At 36.3% G+C, this 21137-nt stretch carries 19 protein-coding genes and 1 other RNA gene; 9 read left to right on the forward strand and 11 right to left on the reverse strand.

Annotated elements, in window-relative coordinates; genetic code table 11:
- Positions 1 to 22: 22 nt before the first annotated feature.
- Genes B2Z27_RS06735 through B2Z27_RS06750 form a run of 4 tightly spaced genes read right to left on the reverse strand, consistent with a single transcriptional unit; the run spans position 23 to position 6517 of the window.
- The gene (locus B2Z27_RS06735) at positions 23 to 2272 is read right to left on the reverse strand and encodes a tetratricopeptide repeat protein (RefSeq protein ID WP_286813042.1); all 2250 of its coding nucleotides are present in this window, start codon (positions 2270 to 2272) and stop codon (positions 23 to 25) included.
- Positions 2269 to 2928, reverse strand: a complete 660-nt coding sequence (locus tag B2Z27_RS06740) for a DUF1266 domain-containing protein (protein WP_286813044.1) — start codon at positions 2926 to 2928, stop codon at positions 2269 to 2271. The genes B2Z27_RS06735 and B2Z27_RS06740 overlap by 4 nt, the downstream gene beginning before the upstream one ends.
- A gap of 3 nt (positions 2929 to 2931) precedes the next feature.
- The gene (locus B2Z27_RS06745; RefSeq protein WP_286813046.1) at positions 2932 to 5406 is read right to left on the reverse strand and encodes a hypothetical protein; all 2475 of its coding nucleotides are present in this window, start codon (positions 5404 to 5406) and stop codon (positions 2932 to 2934) included.
- Between the two features lie 55 nt (positions 5407 to 5461).
- Positions 5462 to 6517: an SMI1/KNR4 family protein gene (locus B2Z27_RS06750; protein WP_286813047.1), complete on the reverse strand. Its 1056-nt coding sequence runs from the start codon at positions 6515 to 6517 to the stop codon at positions 5462 to 5464.
- Positions 6518 to 6731: 214 nt separating this feature from the next.
- Between B2Z27_RS06750 and B2Z27_RS06755 the strand changes: the two genes are divergently transcribed.
- The 5 genes from B2Z27_RS06755 to B2Z27_RS06775 all read left to right on the forward strand — a co-directional run bounded on the left by B2Z27_RS06755 (position 6732) and on the right by B2Z27_RS06775 (position 10958).
- Positions 6732 to 7175 (forward strand): SMI1/KNR4 family protein, encoded by a 444-nt coding sequence (locus tag B2Z27_RS06755; RefSeq protein WP_286813049.1) that lies wholly within the window; start codon positions 6732 to 6734, stop codon positions 7173 to 7175.
- A gap of 19 nt (positions 7176 to 7194) precedes the next feature.
- Positions 7195 to 8100: a DUF6892 domain-containing protein gene (locus tag B2Z27_RS06760; protein WP_286813051.1), complete on the forward strand. Its 906-nt coding sequence runs from the start codon at positions 7195 to 7197 to the stop codon at positions 8098 to 8100.
- A 176-nt stretch (positions 8101 to 8276) separates the two neighbouring features.
- A complete protein-coding gene (locus B2Z27_RS06765; protein WP_286813053.1) occupies positions 8277 to 8918 on the forward strand; it encodes a hypothetical protein in 642 nt (213 codons plus the stop codon).
- A gap of 48 nt (positions 8919 to 8966) precedes the next feature.
- Complete coding sequence (locus B2Z27_RS06770) at positions 8967 to 10208, forward strand: hypothetical protein (protein ID WP_286813054.1); 1242 nt, start codon at positions 8967 to 8969, stop codon at positions 10206 to 10208.
- 9 nt (positions 10209 to 10217) lie between these two features.
- Entirely contained in the window at positions 10218 to 10958 is a 741-nt protein-coding gene (locus B2Z27_RS06775; RefSeq protein ID WP_286813055.1) for a YwqG family protein, read from the forward strand.
- A 56-nt stretch (positions 10959 to 11014) separates the two neighbouring features.
- Here the strand turns inward: B2Z27_RS06775 and ssrA are convergent.
- Positions 11015 to 11414: a transfer-messenger RNA gene (ssrA, locus tag B2Z27_RS06780) on the reverse strand.
- 177 nt (positions 11415 to 11591) lie between these two features.
- On the opposite strand from ssrA, the gene B2Z27_RS06785 reads away from it, so the two are divergent.
- Together B2Z27_RS06785 and B2Z27_RS06790 are read left to right on the forward strand one after the other, a co-directional pair.
- A complete protein-coding gene (locus tag B2Z27_RS06785; RefSeq protein WP_286813057.1) occupies positions 11592 to 12788 on the forward strand; it encodes an NAD(P)-dependent oxidoreductase in 1197 nt (398 codons plus the stop codon).
- A gap of 103 nt (positions 12789 to 12891) precedes the next feature.
- The gene (locus B2Z27_RS06790; protein WP_071341446.1) at positions 12892 to 13167 is read left to right on the forward strand and encodes a hypothetical protein; all 276 of its coding nucleotides are present in this window, start codon (positions 12892 to 12894) and stop codon (positions 13165 to 13167) included.
- Between the two features lie 79 nt (positions 13168 to 13246).
- On the opposite strand, the gene B2Z27_RS06795 is transcribed toward B2Z27_RS06790, so the two are convergent.
- From B2Z27_RS06795 to B2Z27_RS06815, 5 genes are all read right to left on the reverse strand, one after another.
- Positions 13247 to 14797, reverse strand: a complete 1551-nt coding sequence (locus B2Z27_RS06795; RefSeq protein ID WP_286813059.1) for a PepSY-associated TM helix domain-containing protein — start codon at positions 14795 to 14797, stop codon at positions 13247 to 13249.
- On the reverse strand, positions 14797 to 15096 hold the full coding sequence (locus tag B2Z27_RS06800) for a hypothetical protein (protein WP_286813061.1): 300 nt from the start codon (positions 15094 to 15096) through the stop codon (positions 14797 to 14799). The genes B2Z27_RS06795 and B2Z27_RS06800 overlap by 1 nt, the downstream gene beginning before the upstream one ends.
- A 1-nt stretch (position 15097) precedes the next feature.
- A complete protein-coding gene (locus B2Z27_RS06805; protein ID WP_286813063.1) occupies positions 15098 to 15430 on the reverse strand; it encodes a hypothetical protein in 333 nt (110 codons plus the stop codon).
- A gap of 9 nt (positions 15431 to 15439) precedes the next feature.
- Positions 15440 to 16159, reverse strand: coding sequence for a DUF4198 domain-containing protein (locus B2Z27_RS06810; RefSeq protein WP_286813064.1), 720 nt, complete (start codon positions 16157 to 16159; stop codon positions 15440 to 15442).
- An 85-nt stretch (positions 16160 to 16244) separates the two neighbouring features.
- Positions 16245 to 18578, reverse strand: coding sequence for a TonB-dependent receptor (locus tag B2Z27_RS06815; RefSeq protein ID WP_286813065.1), 2334 nt, complete (start codon positions 18576 to 18578; stop codon positions 16245 to 16247).
- An 80-nt stretch (positions 18579 to 18658) separates the two neighbouring features.
- Here B2Z27_RS06815 and B2Z27_RS06820 point away from each other — a divergent pair, with 80 nt between their 5' ends.
- Positions 18659 to 19648, forward strand: coding sequence for a helix-turn-helix domain-containing protein (locus tag B2Z27_RS06820; protein WP_286813066.1), 990 nt, complete (start codon positions 18659 to 18661; stop codon positions 19646 to 19648).
- A gap of 25 nt (positions 19649 to 19673) precedes the next feature.
- Here the strand turns inward: B2Z27_RS06820 and B2Z27_RS06825 are convergent, their stop codons facing one another.
- On the reverse strand, positions 19674 to 20576 hold the full coding sequence (locus B2Z27_RS06825) for a phospholipase A (protein WP_286813067.1): 903 nt from the start codon (positions 20574 to 20576) through the stop codon (positions 19674 to 19676).
- Between the two features lie 85 nt (positions 20577 to 20661).
- Here B2Z27_RS06825 and B2Z27_RS06830 point away from each other — a divergent pair, with 85 nt between their 5' ends.
- The gene (locus B2Z27_RS06830; RefSeq protein ID WP_286813069.1) at positions 20662 to 21042 is read left to right on the forward strand and encodes a DUF1801 domain-containing protein; all 381 of its coding nucleotides are present in this window, start codon (positions 20662 to 20664) and stop codon (positions 21040 to 21042) included.
- Positions 21043 to 21137 lie beyond the last annotated feature (95 nt).

Raw genomic sequence — 21137 nt, forward strand, 5'->3', positions numbered from 1 at the left:
AGAATGGGCAAAATTACCACCTTTAAGCGAAATGGGCAGCCTTAATGCGCATTTTCATTTCCTTTAATTCTTCTTGTTCTTCTGGGTACAGTTCAAAATTATAGCGTACTAAATTTTCCATAAGGTTATGCTGTAAGAAAAGGTCTTCTTTGCTTTGTGATTTTACCAATTCTTGCTGCTCCCTAAGTTGATTTTCTATAGGAGTATCCCTACTTAAAAGCATGGATATATATTTATTATAGGCACTCATGTTCTCCATGGCTTTGACATTGTTTTTTAGAATATGCAAAAGGAAATTGTAATCTTTTGGGAATTCAAAAAACGAACGTTCAGGATAACTTTTTAAAACATCTAATAGGGCTTTGTAAGCTTCTTCATGGCGGTGTTCATCATTTAAAATCTGGGCATATGTATAATCTGTTTTAAATTCACGAGCTTCTGGAACTTCTTTTCTTATGGTTTCACAAATGGTGAGGCTAAGCGAATTTTTAAACCCTTCTTTTGCACATGTTAATGCTAGTTTTAGATAGATAACTTTATTAACCGATTTTGATGCCGCTACCATTAACGATTCCGCAGCAGCCGTATGGTCGTCCAGCATCCAGTAAATCAAACCATTGTTTCTGAAATCTTCAAATGTTTCTGGTTGTTTGTTGATATTTGCTTCGGTTGGGTCTTGTAAATCATCTGGTTTCTCAAGTAGAAAATCGTAAAAACAAATCCATTGAAAAATGGGATATAGTTCTTCTGTTAGTTTCCCCTGTTCGTGATTGTAAATGGCATATTTATAACATTCTTCGTATTCACCCTGTTCAAAAATGGTTTCAACGGCAAGGTTGGTAGTATCAAAATAGTCGTCATCTCCATCAACGTAGTAATTAATTTCAGCTTGTTGGTCTAAAAAATACTGGGTATAGTTCCGTTTTCTTTTATTGATGATCATACGATAGTGGTACATCCACGGTGCGTAGGATCGGGAGTGTAACGGAAAATCTTGAAGCGCTTCGTTCAGTACTGCCAATGCTTCATCATCTCGGTGGAATTTAAACAAAGCCCTTGCCTTAAAGAACATGGATTTTAATGTAGGAGTATGTCTTATGTGAAATTGCTTTACGGTGTCTAAAACACCTTGGTAACTTTCAATTCTGTTGTTCAGTTCAATTAAATATTGTAAATAATTATCCATGGTGAGCCCGTTTCTAAACGCCTCATGGTAGGTAGCCCCAGCTTCTTGATAACTGCCTTCGCTTTTAAGGAACATTGCCTTTAGATTTAACAACAACGGATTTTTATCGTTGAGGGCCAATCCGTTTCTTAGACAAATTTTTACCGCATTCCCATTTTTAGAATGAAAATAGGCAGCATTACCAAGCAATAAATAATGATGTTGTACCAGTTGCCATCCTGCATTCGTAAATGCCTGTATAAAGGCTTTGTATTCCGTAAAATTAGTAAAATCAGCATCTGGAAAATCTGGATTTTGCGGTGCCTTTAATATTTGTGGAACAAGATCGTACATCATAAAAGCCTTGGCGTAATCTGCCAGTACATAACGACTTAGATCGGTTAGATCTAGCGTTTTCCACTCTTTCTTCCATAGTTCAATGACTTCTACCGATCGTAGCTCCCAAATTGCAACTTGAATAAAGGTGAGTAATTTGGTTTTCTTGTCTAAACGCGTATCTAATTGAAGACCTTTTAAAACATCAAGATTGTGAGTCGCTGAGGCTAATTCTACCAGCTGGTAACAGTCGGCTTCCTCGGTAGATTTTACTTGGTCCTCTAACTGTGCCGATTGAATTTCCCAAAGTAAGAATCGTGCTTCGGTTGTGGCAGGGTAACATTCCAAAACGTATTTTAATATGGCAATTGCTTCCGTGTACCTTTTTTCTACCTGTAATTTCAAGGCGTAGTGTATGTGCAATGTTTCGTTGTACGGATACGCTTGTAGAGCTTTTTCATAAACCAACTCGGGACAAGCTTTGTAATAACTACAAATGTATTCATAGTCTGATGCCAAAACTTGCCCCACTTCTTCAAGTGCTTCTACATATGAATGCATGACTTCCATATTTACCTGTTCAAAAGCACCTATATACAACATAAAAAAGCGGTAGTAACGAGCATTATCCGACGGATAGGTGTAGCCCAAAACATTTAAATTATCTTGTATTATAGTAATAAGCGGATTTAGCTCAGCGAACTTTTTTGCGTTCAACAGGGCGTAAGCTTGTTCAATATGTGCTAAGACTTCTTTTCTTGTTAAGCTCATTTGTTCCATTCTTTAAAGCTGTTCGCTTGGTGAATATGTAATCTTTGATAGCATTCCCAAAGGGTTTCCGTGCCGGGGTATTTACTGATGTCCGGCTCTGCGGCTCCTCTTATAAATTCATCGCCAATACACACATTGCGGTGAAATTCGCCCCAACTGGAGAACGTGTTTTTTAATCTTGTATTTACGTCTTCTAAACGCAAGGCTATTTCCTCGGGTTTTATAAAACCTAAGGCACCGCCTATACGCATGAGAAAAATGTAATACGCAAAATCATAGCCCTGCAGTTTTTCATTTTTAAGGCTAAAACGGTAGCGCCAAACTAGTTTGTAAACATTCTTGGTCATGGGGTTTTTCTGTGCATTATACTTTGTTTCATAAGTGTTGGTGGTATAATGGCGAAATTCAGATGCCAATTTTTCAAAAGGGTTTGATGCCATAGCGCCAGTTTCGTAACGGTGCAAACTGTTGCGTAGATGAACGCCAGATTGTATGCCGTGCAACTTGGCAATACGCTCAACGGTTTTTAGTTGCAAATGATCATTTATATTAAATCCGTACCAAGTATTTAAATCCGCTTTTTTATAATTGTTCATTAAAACTAAAGCAGATAGGTTGAGCTGATCTTGAATTTTGGGTGTAATTTCTGCTATCATTTTTTAAGCTTTTAAGAGGTTAACCACCTGCAACAATGCAGTTGTTAAGTTTTCTGGATAAGCTCCGGAATTTGCCATTGCCGCGAGTCCCATTTGGTAGGAGCTTGCCATTTTACTGTCTTTTGCCAATTTCACGAACAGGTTTCTGCACAGGTTTCCGTACGTTTCTAAAGGGGTTTCAGGAGCTAGGTCTTTATCAAGTAAGGTCATGTAAAGAGCTTGAATAAATTTAGCTTCAGTAGCAGATGTTTCCGATAACCAAGTTTTAAATTCTATTATGTTCTTATCCAATACTTCAAGGAGTTTGCTGTCACAGGTTCCTTCGGTTTTATAATTTTCTAGGTTGTGTAAGACCGCACTGGCATATTTTGGGTCAAAGGTCATTTCTGAACTATTAATCTGTGACTTTTGTAACTGCTCAACCAGAATTGCTTTCTCAGATTTTGGTTCTTCTACTTTATGGTAGTCATGGTGTTTTTGAATGGACTCCTGTAATTTTTTGCGATGTGCAAAGTGTGCTTTACTGTAGATATACATATTTTCTGCCGTTTCTTTTGCCAGGTTGTGTTCCATTAATTCTTTAAGAAAGTCCTCTAGGTAGTTTTCAATATCCGTTTGGATGGATTGAAATAATTGGTTGGATTCAGCTTTCTGTTTGCTTTTTTTATGGAAATCAAAAAGATGCACTAAAGCCCGGTTTAAAAAGTGGCTGACATTTTCATCAAGTTCGTTGAGGTAGGCGGCACTGCGTCTACCTTGTGTATTTAGCATATGCGGAATCCAAACTGATTCGGTACCCAAACTATAATAATAGTCGCTTAAGAAATTATACCAGCTTTGCAGAAGCCCCAAAAACAAAGGGCGACTTTCATTTACATACTGTAATTGTGCATAATCATTACAAAGGTCTAGTACACTGGGATCAATATTTTTTAATGCCCAAATTTTATTGATAAGTGTAAAATCATTGGTTTCTGCAAATAGTGCAGTTAACATTTTAACGACTAGGGGTAGGCATTCTTTTTTAACTTTATCATCCGCTTGTTTAGCGGAATATGCCATTTTTTCAAGATAAGCGAATAGTACTTTTTGGTTGTCTAAATCGAAAAGGGTAGCCAGCTTTTCGCGAGCATCATAAAAGGTTAGGATCAAAAACTGATTTAGAGGATCAGATATGTTTGATGACTCCAGGTCTGAAATCCATTTAGTCCGGTTGTTTTTAATTTGAAATATTTCTTCTATAAGATATTCTCCTTTTAGCTCAACATCTTCATTACCTAACCTAACTACCGGTAGTTTACCAGTTGAACCAGTACTTAGAAATCTTGAAAATAGGCTGTTGTATAACTCAATTTGATCTGGAATACCTGATTTTGGATTGCATTTTTCAAACCAAAACAAGATATATGCTACGGGAAGAACTGTGGAGCTTTCTACCTTTAAAATATGTTTGCCATATGCTTGAAAGGCTTCGGTGTAAAAATTACTTCCGCTTTCGGCTTTTAGCCAATCTAAAAATCTGAGGTAGCATTGGTCTAGTTGATTTTGTGGAATGTTTTTATCTCGGTTATTGAAAAGGAGCACATCGCCAGCATCCCATTCCTTTGTACCTAATGCAGAAATTAGCGGAAAAATACCGTCTTTGGTTTGCAGGTTCAACAAGGCTATACCTTCTTCTTCCATAAATAAGAAACGCTCATTTAGCGCCCTATGGGCTGCAAATACCAGATCCGGATGTTCTTGATAAAACTTGGCTAAGTCGGTACTTAACCAAGCGGTTATGATATTAAATGCATTTGGTTGGTAAACTTTACCTACGGGTAAAATTAGGTGAAGAGCGTTTACGAACTTATGCCAATCGCCTTTAAAAAAATGGTGAACAAATTCATTGTCTATACTGAATGAATATTTTGTAAAACCATTGTCGGAATTAAGAACGTAATAGTTTCCCGAAAGAATTTGATGCGTTATGCAGTTTTGTATGATAAAATCTGAATTTACACAATCTCGAATATCAAATACCCTCCGAATCAAAAAATGGGCAACAATTAGTGAAGCGTTAGATTCGCTTTGTACCAATGCTTTTAAAACGCTAAAAATTTGTGTACGTTCTTTTTCTGAAATCGCCTTGCTTTGAAGATAGCCTAGACTGAAATAAAGAAACTCAATTAGTTTTTCACTGCTTTTTTTGTCAGGATAAAATCCGTTTTCCAAGAGTGGCAGCCATGAGATTATGAATGCTATGCCTTCTTCTTCATTGGCATAAATTTCTGGATGGTAGTAAATTTGTTGTGCCAGTTCCTCGGTAAACACGGCTTCACTATTTTGATTGTCTATGCTGTTTTTTACTTGCTCTAATACCTTGGTGTCTTGGCAATCCTGTAGTTCTAAAACCTGTAACAAAGCTTTTGCAGCGGGTGCCGATAGTTGTGTTTTTTCTAACTTTGGGAGTATTTTATTCTTAAAAATTTCTAACATGTACCTAGATGTCTAATACGTTTTAAATGGATTTAGTTGGTAGTTTAACCATGAATTATTCACTGCTGAACCATTCATAATCTTGAATGTCACCGTCAACATCCATCAAGCTTTCTAAAAATAAATCCAAGCGATCAGCTTGTATGTAGCCAATTTCTTGGTCGGCACCAAAACGTATAATTTGACCCGCTGAACCCTTGGTATCCGGTGCAAAATCAAATGCCAGAAAATTTCCGTTTTGCAAATCGAAAAACGGAATCCAATACGGTGTAGTGTACATTAGCAGGGTTTTACCTTCGTTGGTACTATAGGTGTCTAGCAGTTCCTCTTGTGTCCAATCATTATAAATTCTGTACCAATCTTTCCATTCCTGTAAGATTTTCTCGGCACCCATAATCGCTGAGTTCTGTACGCCGTTATGTAGGGTTAAAAATTCTTTGATGATATTCGGAAATGGATATCCGGCTTCATCCTCAAACTCCTCATAAATTGCATCATTGTTCTTTGGTGGAATAATTACGAGACCTTTGGCATGTACCAATTGCACAAATAGCTGCACCACTTTTTGAAAATTGCTTTTAGCTTCCAACTGAATATATGGTGCTATAAAATCCGCTTTTTCTTTTGCCAGTTTTTCAGCGATAAATGCATTGGGGATATGGTCCGAAATAAATAAACCGGACTTTTCAAATACCTGGTTGTCCTTAAAATTGGAAATAGGCTGACTGCTAAAAGAATTGGCGCCAAAAAAATACACCTTTGCAGCGTTGGTTTCTTTTTTACGTGTTCTTTCATCTATAATAGTAAACCATTCTTTAAACAACGGTGTGCTTTCTATTTCGGCAGTAAAAACTTCTTTACTTTCTAAATATGCGATACCGTAGAATTTGGAATTGTATATATCAACTGGACTAATAAAAAGTAGCTTAATTACTTCTTTGTTCGTTGCTACTTTGAATGCATCTAATAGGGCATCGCAAAATGTAAAACTGTTATCAATATCTTCAGGGTCTTCTATCTGTGGCAGGGTGTTTACGGTCATTATATCAAAATGAAAATCCTCCCATTTCATTTGTTCTACATGGTCTGAAAACGCAATCTTATTTCTCATTTCAACCTATTTATTGGTGCTGCTAAGGTACCTGAGATTAATGGGGAGGCTATCCCCGAAAAGGGTGATTTTAATTTTTAGAAAAGAACGTTTACCTTGTAATTCGGCATATTTGGGCAGCAATATCACTGAAAACGGTTAGCAAATTTTAAAGTTGAAGCATCATTTTTGTAGTTCATTTTAAACATCCTTTCAAAACAATTAACCAGCACTTATGAAATTGGAATGGAGCGAAAGTTTTAAGCAAGATTTGCCGGTAGACTATATTCATTTTCTTCGGGATAATCCTAGGGGTGTTTTATTGAAAAATAGTAGCAGGTGGGATAAACGTACATGGAACCTAATGGGTAAAGTAGCCCTTTTAAAAAGATGGGAAATGAGTGGCGTTGGTAAAGCTGCCAACTATGAATGTTTAAAATTATACACCACGGTTCAAGAAGAAGCGGGGATGGAGTTCACTGCGCCTTCAGCACATTTTCATTCCGTAAAATTGGCACGTGTAGCTAAAGGTTTTGTTATAGGTGAGGAGAATGGAGATTACCTATATTTAGATCCAAAATGTAAATTTACGGTTTGGGCATATTACCATGATGGTGGCGAGGTAGCTTTACTTTCTAAATCTTTTAAAGAGCTTGTAAGTACCCAAAAACCTTTATAATCTAATATATAAATAGCTTATGGTCAATATAGAATTTTCTTCGGATAGTTTTCAAATCAATTCCGTTGCAGTACAGTTTCCTGTTTCAATAGGAGCATTAAAGGAGATTATTACCCCAGAATGTAGAGAGCATAAAGGAAAGAATAACACACTTTTTGTTTGGGATGATTTAGGGATTATCGCCTATACATCTAATGGTGAACTAGTAAATTCCCTAGGGTTTGAATTGGAAATTTCAACGTATAAATTCAGTCCGAAAGCAATCTTCAGCGGAACGTTCACTTTCAATGGTGAAGATATTATTGAATACTATAAAACACATGAAAATGAACGTGAAAAAACATTCAAAGGTGATGATTCCGGTGCCTTGGTGCAAAACGGATTAAGTGCGTGGTTCAGTGTAAAAAATGAACTTGTAAGAGCTATTGAAGTTAGTGCGCACAAACCTTATGTTCGTGGAGAAGGAATACCGGCAGACAAATACACCATTAAGCCAATTGATGAGGAGGAAATAGAGTTTGCCGATTTCGGATTCAAGCTTTCCATCATAGAAGAGTTGATGTATATAAAGGGATTATTGAAACCAAAATTCGATTTGTACGAGTTTGCAGATTGGTATAAGGATCGTGAAATAGATATTGATGAAGAAGGTTATGACCCCATAGATGAAGTAACCCAATACTTTAAAAAATTACCCATACCAAAACGTTTGGCACCCGAGATTACCGAAATTTATCAAGATGGGGGTAATGATATTTATATGAACCTTTCCCCTTTCTCCGGTGGTGCGGTTGAATTTTGGGATATTGAATGTAGCGATGATATTAAACACTTTCCCAATTTAAAGAAAGCTACGTTATGCTATGCAAAAGAGCATATATGTGACGAACTGATTATTCTTGGCGTTGATGCCGAGTGGATTTGATTGGTCGTGTAAATAACAATAATCAAAAAAGTACGCATAATTAGCGTGTTTTTTCATTTAAAGGGAATTGTACACAGTAACAATAGAAATCTAGGAAATAAAGAATTCATTGGTTTCAGGGATAAATGAAAACCATGCTATGTATACATTTGATACCTATTATAACAGAAAAAATTATGGGTTTAGAAATTACAAGCGGAATGTTGGCAGAGTTTAAAGGTAGTGAGCCTGAAGCCTACAAAGCTTATAAAAAAATCTTTCAAAATATCAATGTTGTTCTTGCTACAAATAATTTAGAACCGCATAATGAACCTGAGGAGATGGAAAATGAAGCGTTACAATTTGGCGGTTTTCCTTATAGTTTTTTGCACCATTTAAGACGATTTCTAGCACATGCTTGGGAAAATGAAGACGAAGAGAATTGGAAGCCTAAGCCTTTTTCCCAAAATGAAGACCCTGGTGTAGATTCAGTTTTAGAAGATCACTATTCGTATATGGAAAGTCACTTGCTGACCCATTCAGATGCCGAGGGTTTTTATCTTCCCGTAAAAATGCCAGAAGTGCTTTTTGATATCGAAGAAGCTCGTGTACCCGGTGCCATGATCGGTTCATCTTACAGCTTGCTCGAAGAACTAAAAGGTCTCACTAAGTATTTGGGTATTGAGTTAGATGACAACAATGATATTATGAATGTTCAACAGTTAAATGAAATAATACAGAAAAATGGCGATTTCTGGATTGAAATTTTAGTATGCGCATCACTAATTGATGCTGCTAAATTTAGTATCAATAACAACACAGCTATTCTTTTTAATTAGAAGATAAACATGATCCGATCCATACTTAATAAATTAAAAAAATCAGGAATGAATATTGACGATATCAAAAAAGAATGGAATTCTAAAGGAAGTAAATATGCTTCTGATGTAAATAAAATGGTTGAATTTGGTGAAACCAATGGATGGGATAATTGGAAGGGGGAAGAGCCTAAGGATGAAAGGGATCATTTATCAGATGCCGTTTTTCAATTATTGAAAGATGCTAATAAAAACAATACTGTTGATGCATTTAGAAATGATTTTCCACCTGCTCATTCTCCAATGGTGCAGTTCATGAAAGAGAAATCACAAAGCATACAGCAACTATTTTTTATAGATGCTCAAAAAATTGTGTTCATGGTGGGTACCGCTTATCAGAAAAGACAAGCATATCTTCTAAAAGGTGATCAGGTCATTGCATTAGAAAGTACTATAGGCGCCATTGGTAAATCTAAACGTAATAATGTATTTGCCATTGTAACGAATAATACCATTGTAACCACCGAAGGTTGGGAAGGCAATATTATTGAAACATTTGAGCTAGAGACCGCAAAGAATCTGGGGATAACGGAATTGATTCCTTTCAATGACGGTAAAAAAGTACTTATGGTAACTTCTGAAGGTATTTTTATCATCACTCAAAATACTGAGAAAATGATTCATCCGTTACCTGACCCAGAGGATGATGAATGGGAGCCATATATTGATATGGAGAATGCAACGCTTTCCAATGATAACACGTATATTGTTGTAGGTGACCAATGTAGCGATCATAGAATATTGGACCAAAACGGTACCGAGGTAGGTGCTGTTGGTCCGCAATCATCCTATCCGGATTTTTGCCTTTTTTCTAAAGATGATGATCAGTTGATTACCAATTCTTGCCACTTTTATAACGGTATTACTATTGGTGTAGCCACTACTGATTTTGAGAATTTAAATATCCCTGCCTATGAAGAAAGTGATCAGTATACCGTGGTAGATGAAGAAATGCGAGTGTATTGTGGTGTGGCAACAGCTACCTACTATATTTTGGGTGATGCCTTTGGGTATATTAAAGCAGTTGATACTAAAGGAAATTGTATGTGGAGATATTTTCTGGGGTCTACCATAAGTGGTATGACCATTTCTGATGATGAAAAAACACTATGGGTAGGATCGTCATCTGGTATGCTTCATAAATTACAATTAGATAAAGGACTTAGGGATGACCATACCATTGCAACGGGAAAACACTATGAAGAATTTAGGTTGGTCATTTGGAAAGAGGAACCAGTTTTAAAGTGGTAAAAGCGGACGATGGATATTAAAGATCTTAACGAGATTATAATAGCAGGAAAATATGATTTGGACCAGAAGGATGATTATTTACGATCGATTATGCTTCCTGCAATACAAATTGAGCAAGCAACGGTTTTTGATGAAAAGGGGCTCAGTAAATATGGAGGAAATCCGCTAGTGCCAGGGAATTTTAAATGGCCTAAGCATAAGTTTGGGGATTATAAATTTATAGCACAATTTAATCTAAGTGAACTACCACCGGGTGAAAACCAACTGCCAAAGAAAGGTTTGTTAAGCATATTTGTAGCGTACAATGAGGAAAATACAATGGTTTGGACAGATGATAACTATGCGAAGGTCTTCTATTTTGAAAATATTGAAGATTTAAAGGAATATGACAATCCTAATTTTCCAGATAAGTATTCATTAGATGTAATTTTTAAACAAGAAGTGGATATTCCTTTTAAGCCAGAACTGTACAAAACTAAAGGACTGAATAAAAGACAAGTAAACTATATCTGTACCAAGGTATTGGAGAAATCGGATAAAAAATACGATAGTTATTTATTAGGCTACCCTTATTATAATTCACTAAAAGCTGATCCAAGGGAAAATGAAAATTGGACATCATTATTAACCTTGCGTTTTCAATCCGGTTTTGGTTTGTATTGGAACGGTCGTGGATATTTAATGCTATTTATAGAAAAAGAGAAATTGGCTAAAGGGGATTTTTCCAATGTTAGGTCTAATGCGGGGTAGGGTATAAGCTATATTTAAACGAATAAAACCACCTTTTGGGTGGTTTTATTTTTGTTTAGTGGAGCCGGAGGGATTCGAACCCTCGTCCAAACAAGCAATTAAAATGCTTTCTACATGCTTAGGATCTGATTAATTTTCGATGTGTACCTGACCAGAAACCGCCTAATACACACTTATCTTCTTAAGATTTTGGTGGTGTCGCCAAAGCGAGCGAACACCCTTATGTTGACTTTTCTGGTGCTCCTATAAGAATCGCCATCAACAAGGGCTATTCAGGAACATCTCGCTTCCCTACCTTGTAGGGACGAGGCTAATCTTACTATAATTCAGATTAAGCGGCAAGAGCGTAATTATTTTCGCCAATTAAAAGTGTGAAAAATGAGATTAACGAGCTGTTTCCCAGCGCTCGACATGCTTACATTCCAACTGGTCTCGCTGTCAAAACCGGTCGGCCCCAATATGTAAAAGAACTTTTTACTCTAATTAATGTTTTATGTCTTTTTAAAAACATAACGCTAATAAATAGCGGGCAGCAAAGCTAACAAATCTTTAGCAACCGCTATAATTTTATTTAGACCCAAGCTAAAGTGTTTCTAATTGTATAATTTAGTGCAATATTTATACCAAACCTATATGAAGTTCGGAATCATTAGAGAACGTAAGAATCCGCCAGATAAGCGTGTGGTTCTATCGCCAAAAGCATGTCAAAAAGTCTTAAAAACCTATAATAAGGCAGAAATAGTTGTAGAACCTTCCCCTATAAGAGCATATGAGGATAATGCCTATAGTGATTTAGGTATTACAGTAGCTAATGAAATGGATCAGTGCGATGTTCTTTTAGGTGTTAAAGAAGTGCCTATTGATGCCCTGATTCCCAATAAAAAATACTTTTTCTTTTCCCATACCATTAAAAAGCAACCTTATAATAGAGATTTGCTCCGTGCCATTTTAGAGAAGAATATAGAATTGTACGACCATGAAGTGATTACCAATAAACAAGAGCAACGTGTTGTTGCGTTTGGCAGATATGCCGGTATTGTTGGAGCTTATAATGGTTTTAGGACATACGGACTTAAATATGATATTTTTCAATTACCAAAAGCTAATGATTTACCTGATCAACAAGCATTAATTGACGCGCTTAAAAAACTGGAATTACCATATATCAAAGTATTGCTTACCGGTAGAGGTAGAGTTGGTAACGGAGCTAGGGAAATGTTAGATGGTATGGGCATGAAACGTGTAAATGTTACCGAGTATTTAGAAGAAACCTTCAACGAGCCTGTTTATTGTCAAATAGATGCCGGTGAATATAATAAGCGAAAAGATGGGGTACGCGGTAATAAAGCCAATTTTTTTGCGCACCCAGAAGAATACAAGTCTAACTTTTTTAGGTTTGCAAAGGTTACAGATTTCTACATTGCCGGTCATTTTTATGGTCAGGGCGCTCCATATCTATTTACTAGGGAAGATGCAAAACAAAAAGATTTTAAGATACGGGTTGTTGCAGATGTAAGCTGTGATATAGATGGTCCCGTGGCATCGACCATTAGACCTTCTACGATAGCAGATCCAATTTATGGCTATGATCCAGAGACGGAGTCTGAAGCAGATTTCAAAAATGAGCATGTTATTGCTGTTATGGCCGTAGACAATTTGCCATGTGAGTTACCTAGAGATGCTAGTGAAGGTTTTGGTGATGCATTTGTAAAAAATGTTATTCCTGCATTTTTTAATGGTGATAAAGACGGAGTACTTAATAGAGCAAGAATGACCAAAGACGGAAAACTTACGGAACGTTTTAGCTACTTAAAAGATTATATCTCTTAACTGAGAGAAAATTAAAGTGTGTAACCTACATTTATTAAATTTTAAATCAATTGTTAAGCAATTGTTAAATTAGAGTTATATTGTGGTCATAATTTAAAGTGCCATGAGATTTAATTGGATTTTAGGTGATACAGCTGATGAAAAATTACATAGGTGGTGTGTTGACCTGGAATATCAGTTAAGACCAAAAATCGTAAAATTCTTGATTACAAATTTTGAGAGTTTGGACGCTTGCTCAGATTTTTCATGTTTCCATTTTAATGTAGATGTTATTGCTAATAAAATAACAGTAAGTGAGCAAACGCCAGCGGCATACCGAAATGCCATTACAACAAAATTTGAGCAAGAAATTGGAACTCATTTTTCTACGTTTTTATAAGGTTCTATTTATTAGCTGAAAATTGCTCTATAGAGAATTAAGTTGTTTATGATAACGGTATTTTTAATCCGCTGTATTTTCAAGATTTTTTTTGCTTTACATTCATTTTACTAAGAATAAGTAAACCTGTAATGCTAATTACAATCCAAAAGACATCGATAAACAGAATTTGATCATAACCTTTTGTATAGCTCACCCATAGCCAATTGCCAGTGCAAAAACCATTTACAATAGGAATGGACAGTCCAATTAAACTACCCGAGAGTAAGGTGTATTTGTTAGTGAAATAATTGTCTTTTTTGATAACAAAGAAAATGGTAATTAGCAGCCATCCTATAAAATAAAATTGATACAATAATCCCATGCCCGCAGGATTAATGACCTGTACCAAAATAAATGATAAGGCCGTTATTGGGTATAGGCTTAGGCAAATCGCCAAATAATACCGTACTACGGTTTCGTTAAACTTTCTTTTTTTAAGGGGTATGTTCTTTTTGTTTCTAGCGGTTAACCATATAAGTACACCGCTAAGTATTACAAAACATCCTATTAAACCAAGTATAAAAGAGATAATGCGTAAGCCATATCCCCCATAATCCCCATAATGCAACCTATAAAATATACCCTTAACGGCATCTAGGTACTGTATTTTTTTAGTGGGGTCTTTTACACTATGAACACTATCATCGGCTACTTTAAAAATAGTGTAACCATAACCGTTTATTTTGTCCTTAAAATCCAAGTTGCCACTTACCGATACGTGCATGCCCGTATCACCGTAGTTGAAGATATGCACTTCGTTTACTTTAAAATTGGTCCATTGATTTTTGACTTTGTTTACGTATTTGTTGATACTAACCGGACGGGTCAGTGCAGTATTCTGAAATTCAAATTCCGGATGAGCATATTCTAGGTCTTCATATAGCTTTTTGTCATCACCATCATATAATGCCAATACAGTAGGCGCAACCAATAGTACTTTTAACATAAAGAACGTTCCGGTTACGGCATAAACGAATTGAAAAGGGAAACCTATAACGCCCAAAGCTGTATGTGCATCTGTCCACACGGTTTTTAATTTGGTCATTGGTCTAAATACGTAGAAATTGGAAATGATCTTATCCCAGTGTACTATAATACCGGTTAACAGCGCAAACAGAAAAAAGAATGCTACAAAACCAGATAAATAATACCCAAAAGGGTGGGGCAGTTGTGCAAAAAAGTGAAGTCTATACAAGAACTCCCCCAATGTATATGAGCTTACGTAGTCTTTAGTAGTTGCATCTTTGGTATTCAAATAATAAAATGAGCCTGCGGCATCCTCTTTGGTTAGCAAAGTATCTTTGGAGCTGCCTAAATTCACCCCAATATTCTGTTCGTTGTAATAGTGCCTTAATTCAATATCCCTTCCATACAGGTTTTTCTCGGTTGACATGTGTTGAAAAGTCTCATCAAAGTTCAACTGTATTTCATCAGGAATTTCTACGGTATGCCCACGTTCCCAATTGGCAATCTCATCTCTAAAAAATGAAAATGAACCTGTAAAGAAAATAACGTAAAGAGCTACACTGATCACGATACCACTAACGGTGTGTAAATGAAATAGAATGTTATAAGTTCTTTTGTTCATTATAGAATTGGATTTAAAGCTTTGCCGTAAAACATGATAATTGCCAAAATGATGGATGTAAGCAGGTAAATACCCCATATTTTCCAGCCGTTTTTTGCTAAAAACGCTACAATCATTAAAACTGCCCACAGAATAAGTGAGCTATAGGTACTGGTTATGATTACGGTCACATGATCAAACCAACTGGCAACTGCCAAATGAAAAAGTACAGATACTATAAAACCGCCAAGAAGAGCTGAGGTAATTTTTGAGAAACGTGGCCAGAAAGACGGATTCAGATATTTTGAATTAGCGGGCATATCAGAGAAGTGAAAATTCGATCAAGAATATGAGTAGAACAGTTGGTATTAAGGTTTTGTAAGTAATTAGGTGTAAGGGCTGTAACAAGATTACAAGACTTGCAATGGTCATTAAAATGACCGAAAAAGTAAAAATACCTGAACCCCAACCAAAATGGTAAATGGTTAGGGAACAGGCAAATAGTAGCAAGACATAACCTAAAGAATTTGCTACTTTACTTTTCTTTTGACACCAGTTTTCAATATGTAAGTGTACTGGCACTTTTTGTCTTTTTGTTGTGGCGTAACCCAAATAAAAACCAGTAAAACAAAGTGTTAGGATTGCGGTGATCATTGCTAGAGGTTATTTTGAAATAAAATAGGTGGCACAGTGCCATATAAATTCATATTCCTTGCCATTGAATGTGCCGGGAACACGTTCTTCAAAAGTGGTTTCCATAGTATATTTGGTGTTCCAGGGCAAAGAGAAACTTACTTCTCCATTTTCATCTGTTTCTATGGTTTTGCTCCATAGGTCAGATACATATAGTTTAAATTCATTTTTAGCTAAGGGTTTACCTTTAAATAGTACTTGTAGTGTAATTTGATTATCGGTGCCGGGTAGTTCTTTGATAACGATACCATCTTGGTTTAAAGTTTTAGTAGCTGTGGCTTGGTCGCCCACTTGAACTTTTGCGGTCGATTGATAGTGTGTTTTAAAAATACCGAAATCCCATTCTGTATAATCTAGTACTTCTATATCATCATTGTTTAGGGCAACGGTATATGTGCCATTTGTATTTGGAGTAAAATGGGCTACATAATATTCTTCCTTGGAAGAAATTTTCAATGCTGTTTTTTTACCGTTAGGATGTATAAGCCATAACGTAAACTTTGAAACGGATGGGTAGTTTTCACCTTTTACTTTTTCAATAACCCCATAAGTGTATTCTCCAAAGTATACACGTACCTCTTGTTCTTTGTTTAGACTGCCGGTACGGTCCGTTTCAAGCCATAAATAATGGGCGAACATGGGCGATATGGAAAATAGTAGTAAAGTAAGTGTAATAAATATTCTTTTCATGTTTATTTTTTTAAGGCTACACCCCCGGTAAAACCGAGGGGATAACCAATTTGAACTAACTCAACAAAAAATTGTATGCTGTTCTTTAAAAATTATAGGTTACGGTAACTCTACCATTAATACCGGGTTCTGATTGCCAGTATAAATAAGCAGCGTAATTAGATCCTGAATAGAGGTATTCATCTAGTAGGTTGTTCACGTTGAGCTGTACCCTAAGTTTGTCGTTGCTCCATGACAATGCGCCGTCTAACCTAAAATAATCCGGTAATTGAGATTCATTGTCCGCTCCCCAAGACCAGGTAGAACGGTCTATTTGATATTGATACCCCAATGAGCCACCAAAACCGTGAAGTTTGGATTCTTCCGAGAATTTATAATTAAGCCAGCCGTTGGTAATGTGTTTTGCATGACCGGCTACACGTTGACCAATATTTTCTGGGTCGGTATCTTCCGTAATTTCAACGTTGGTATTAGCGTAGTTGAGTATAACATTCAACTCAGGGGTTACTTCGCCCTGCAGATCAAACTCAATACCTTTAGATTGTATTTCACCTAACTGTATAGAGAAATTAGGATTTTCAGGATCGGTGACCAATACGTTTTCTTTGGTAATCTGGTAAGCACCCAAGGATGTTCTTAACCTTCCGTTGAAAAAACTCTTTTTAAGACCTCCTTCAATATCGTTTGCATCAACGGGGTCAAATGCTTCCCCGGTGAAGCTTACGCCATTTTGACCAATGAAAGAGCGGTCATATAGACCATAGGCGCTTAGTGTAGGTAATATATCCACACTTAGACCTATACGCGGCGTAATTTTAGAATCTGTTTCATCTTTACCTCTTGTGAACAGGTGAGTGTATCTTCCGGCAAGGGTTAATCTTGCTTTGTTGTTGAAGAAACCTATTTCATCTTGCAGATATACAGAACGATTAATTCCCCCGTAATTGTAAATATTGTCTCTGTATTGTACCGGGGTAGATTTGTCAAAAATAGGAAGTTCGGTATTTCCGTAAACAGGGTTGTAAATATTGAAGGGTTGATCAACATCCGTTAAGCCGAATTGATTAAAATCTGCCCAATATTCTTTTTGGCTATAATCAAACCCTCCCAGTATATTGTGATTTATACCACCTGTATGGAATGCTCCGGTAATATAACTTTGAAAATATTTTCCAACGGATAAGGCATCCCAATTGCTAATGTACCTTACGGCATCTCCATTTTCCTCTAAAGACCAGACCCAAGTAGAATTTCCTACTTGATCATAGCGTAAAGAACCAAATTTTGTTTCCCAGCTCCAATTTTTATTAAAGTCGTGTTTTATGGTTCCAAAGAATGTTACTTCTTGAATGTCTGATGCTGGATAGTTGGTATCGGTAAATTTAAAATCTCTATCTAAACTACCGTAGCCATCATGATTAGGGGCAAAAACATAAGCGGCACCCATATAACTTTCTGCCTGTTGTACATTTAATTCTGCCGTTACAGCTGTTTTTTGGGAAAGCTTGTAGGTTAGGGCAGGGGCAAAGCCATAACGCTCAGCGTCTTCATTGCCTCTATGGCTGTCAGCTGTTTGGTACATGGCATTAAAACGGTACAATAACTTTCCGTTTTCTGTTGCCTTACCGCCAAGGTCTAAAGTAGCTCGGTAATTGTCAAAACTACCGGCCATCAATGAAACTTGACGAATAGTTCTTTCCGTAGGTTTTTTGGTTACTACATTATAAAATCCGCCTGGTTCACCGGCAGACATCATAAAACCTGCAGGACCTTTTACAAATTCTATCTGGTCAACAAAGGCCATGTCCTCTGACAATGGACCCCATGAGTCTTGTACGTTGAAACCGTTTCTAAATGCAGGTAATCTAAATCCTCTCATATTCACCCTGGCAAAATTGCCCCAGTGCTCTAACATGGTTACACCAGATACGTTTCTGATCACCCCATCCATAATGCTCGTAGCCTGCTGATCTTGCAATAGTTCACTACTAATAATTTGAATGTTTTGGGGTAGTTTAGCTACTTCTGTTTTTAGACGTAAGGAGGAAGAGGGTGTTTTTACCGCGTATTTGTTATGATGGCCTTTTACCACCACTTCATTTAATTGTTCACTTTTCTCCGGTAACGATACATTCGGTATTTCTTTTATTTTATTGGCAACTACGTTTACTTGTACCTGTTTGGTATCATGCCCCATGATGGAGAACGTTAGGGTGTATGCGCCAGGTGCCAGATCGGTTATCTCAAATTTACCTTTGGCATCTGTGGTAGTACCCAAGCTCGTATGTGAAATAGTGATGTTCACATTTGAAAGTGGTTTATTATTTTGATCAACTACCGACCCTGAGACTCCTGCAGACTGCGCAAAAGTGCTCAATGTGCCTATGAACAAGATCAGTATAGTGTAAAGATTCTTCATTTAATATTTGTTATTTTTAATTAGTCTAAATAAATTTGAAGCGAATTTATGACCTTGTTGTGGATTAGAAATGACGTGAAATGATAAAAAAAAGACGCAGTTTTACAGATGTACAGATTGTAGATTTATCTGAGACCAATAAAATCTCGTATAGTGAAATTGCCGATTGTGTTGAGGTAAAGCAGAACAATGATATTGACCATAAGGTATACCGTATAAAAGATTCATTTGGGCAAGGCCGTATAGATGTAATACAAATTGAAGATGTTTGTATATCTGCAATGCATTTTAGGTTACAGAAAGATATTATCTTAAAACAACAGCTAACTATAGATTTTGTGCAGCTTACTTTTTTAATTGAGGGTGAACGGGTAATATCTGTTGCAGGTTGTGAAGATATTTTTTTAGGTAGCGGTGATTCTTACATGGCAAATATTAAATCTTTTCATGGCACGTCTAAGATTGCGGGGAACAAAACTTATAAGGAAATTAAAGTAAGGTTGTCTAATGCGTTCTTAACAAAACATGGTTTTTTCAATGATCTTAAATTAAAAGAACTTATAGATGATAATTTGGTAGTACCCATTTCTAATGAGATGATGGTAATTCTTGAATCTTTTGATACGCTGAGTTTAGAAGGTACGGCAAGACTAATTTATTTGAAGGCTAAGGTTTTTGAAATGTTGGCCATTCAAGTTTCCAATTATAAGAAAGAGCATTATAAGAACAACTCGGTCCAAAATAGTCACAGGGTAAAGAAACTTTTAAGTGTCAAAAAAAAGATCAGTGATAATTTAGCCATTAATTATTCGGTGGCTACATTGTCTAAAGAAATGGGTATGAATAAAACCCTGCTGAACCGGGAATTCTTGCGGGTTTTTGGACAAACCGTCCATGAATATAGTATCAATAAAAAAATTGAAAAGGCTAAATTACTTCTGGTGAACACTGATTTGCCTATTTATGAAATTGCGGAGCAAATAGGTTATAAAAATGCAACCCATTTTTCTGCAGCGTTTAAGCGTCAAGAAGGTACTACGCCCAAAAAATTTAAAACCAATATTCAGTAACCCGTATTGTGTAATGTTTAGGTTACTAGTTAATTAAAGAGACGCCTATACCAAGGGTTGTTTGTCGGTGATTGTAATCTATAAGCGTTTCTCCATATCCATCAAAAAATTGTACATGGCCATTGAAGTTTTTATGAATTGGAAAAGACCAGTTCAACTGTAGGCTTCCCCTGCTTTTATCTCCTAAATTCAGTGAATGCCGGGCTATGGCTCTAAAACGTTGCCTGCCCCAATCATAGGTAACGTCGGCTTCACCTCTTCCTATGTAATCAGATATATTTTCGTTATCGTCAATTTTGCTTCCCACACGTAACCATGGTTTTAGCATTACCTGCCAGTTGCCTTTTTCAAAACCGGCGTGCAAGGCAATACGGTTCCAGCTTCGGGAGATGGGGTCCGACTGTCCGTTTGATTCATGAATGACCGATATACCTACCATTTTTGCATCAAATCCGAGAATGGGAAACTTGATCGGGAAATTGGCTATGATTTCTGGCTTATAATTCAGTTCTCTAAAAGGTCTTGAGCGATCGGTATTATAAATTTGCCAGTAGGCAGTTTGTGAGTAACCCATCCAAAGATCCATTCGCCCGCCCAGCATATTATGTAAAATCTTTGTTTTTAAACTGATTTGAAATTTTGCTTCAACAGCATTTAAACTATTGGGTTCGTCTAGGACTTTATCTGAATTTTCGGCTACGGGAAACTCGTTAGGGTTTGTGGAATATTTAGCCAATGTCATGTAGATAGGCTTATAAGAGGTAAGGATGAAATTACCACGATGATGTTCATCATCTAGCTCCCACAACTCGGTCAAGGTCTTACTATTATTAAAATACCAGTTATCATCTTCACTATCTTGTGAGAAACCTGTGGTACAGCCAAATATTAAAATAGAGAAAAATAAAAAAGTTGTTTGTAAGCTCATGATAAATTATAAAGTGGCAAAATTATATATTTGATTAGAATTCATAGTCGTATTCGTGCGATATCTTAATGCAATTGATATAGATATGAACCCAGCAGAGCACTATATTTATAACCAACCGGAACCGTATAAAGGTATTTTAATGCATCTACAAATGATGATCGAAACAACCTTACCAGGTGTTGAACTAAAATTTAAGTGGAATATACCTTGTTTTTACATTGGGAAATCTCCCATTTGTTATTTAAATGCAAATCATAAAAAAAAGTTTGTAGATATTGCTTTTTGGAATTCTGCTCACCTTACCAAACATTTGAACGTACTAGTTTCTGAAAACAGAAAAGTAGTACGTTCATTACGTTACACTACCTTAGAGGAAATAGATAACGATATTTTAGTTGATGTTTTACAAGATGCTTATTCCATTCGTAAAAATGGGTTTTATAAGCAGAAAGATTTACTTTGATTGTAAATGTTTAGTACTATAAACCTTATTTAATAGTTGGATTTCACTATTTTTCTCTAACTATAACGTAGTAAATCACATAAAACCAGCCCAAG

This window comes from Maribacter sp. UBA3344, from assembly GCF_002362375.1.
In the GTDB taxonomy this organism is placed as follows: domain Bacteria; phylum Bacteroidota; class Bacteroidia; order Flavobacteriales; family Flavobacteriaceae; genus Maribacter; species Maribacter dokdonensis.

Bases quoted from the DNA above. Each gene is read 5' to 3' on its own strand.
- B2Z27_RS06735 (WP_286813042.1), bottom strand. From the start codon at position 2,272: ATGAGCTTAACAAGAAAAGAAGTCTTAGCACATATTGAACAAGCTTAC.
- B2Z27_RS06740 (WP_286813044.1), bottom strand. From the start codon at position 2,928: ATGATAGCAGAAATTACACCCAAAATTCAAGATCAGCTCAACCTATCT.
- B2Z27_RS06745 (WP_286813046.1), bottom strand. From the start codon at position 5,406: ATGTTAGAAATTTTTAAGAATAAAATACTCCCAAAGTTAGAAAAAACA.
- B2Z27_RS06750 (WP_286813047.1), bottom strand. From the start codon at position 6,517: ATGAGAAATAAGATTGCGTTTTCAGACCATGTAGAACAAATGAAATGG.
- B2Z27_RS06755 (WP_286813049.1), top strand. From the start codon at position 6,732: ATGAAATTGGAATGGAGCGAAAGTTTTAAGCAAGATTTGCCGGTAGAC.
- B2Z27_RS06760 (WP_286813051.1), top strand. From the start codon at position 7,195: ATGGTCAATATAGAATTTTCTTCGGATAGTTTTCAAATCAATTCCGTT.
- B2Z27_RS06765 (WP_286813053.1), top strand. From the start codon at position 8,277: ATGGGTTTAGAAATTACAAGCGGAATGTTGGCAGAGTTTAAAGGTAGT.
- B2Z27_RS06770 (WP_286813054.1), top strand. From the start codon at position 8,967: ATGAATATTGACGATATCAAAAAAGAATGGAATTCTAAAGGAAGTAAA.
- B2Z27_RS06775 (WP_286813055.1), top strand. From the start codon at position 10,218: ATGGATATTAAAGATCTTAACGAGATTATAATAGCAGGAAAATATGAT.
- B2Z27_RS06785 (WP_286813057.1), top strand. From the start codon at position 11,592: ATGAAGTTCGGAATCATTAGAGAACGTAAGAATCCGCCAGATAAGCGT.
- B2Z27_RS06790 (WP_071341446.1), top strand. From the start codon at position 12,892: ATGAGATTTAATTGGATTTTAGGTGATACAGCTGATGAAAAATTACAT.
- B2Z27_RS06795 (WP_286813059.1), bottom strand. From the start codon at position 14,797: ATGAACAAAAGAACTTATAACATTCTATTTCATTTACACACCGTTAGT.
- B2Z27_RS06800 (WP_286813061.1), bottom strand. From the start codon at position 15,096: ATGCCCGCTAATTCAAAATATCTGAATCCGTCTTTCTGGCCACGTTTC.
- B2Z27_RS06805 (WP_286813063.1), bottom strand. From the start codon at position 15,430: ATGATCACCGCAATCCTAACACTTTGTTTTACTGGTTTTTATTTGGGT.
- B2Z27_RS06810 (WP_286813064.1), bottom strand. From the start codon at position 16,159: ATGAAAAGAATATTTATTACACTTACTTTACTACTATTTTCCATATCG.
- B2Z27_RS06815 (WP_286813065.1), bottom strand. From the start codon at position 18,578: ATGAAGAATCTTTACACTATACTGATCTTGTTCATAGGCACATTGAGC.
- B2Z27_RS06820 (WP_286813066.1), top strand. From the start codon at position 18,659: ATGATAAAAAAAAGACGCAGTTTTACAGATGTACAGATTGTAGATTTA.
- B2Z27_RS06825 (WP_286813067.1), bottom strand. From the start codon at position 20,576: ATGAGCTTACAAACAACTTTTTTATTTTTCTCTATTTTAATATTTGGC.
- B2Z27_RS06830 (WP_286813069.1), top strand. From the start codon at position 20,662: ATGAACCCAGCAGAGCACTATATTTATAACCAACCGGAACCGTATAAA.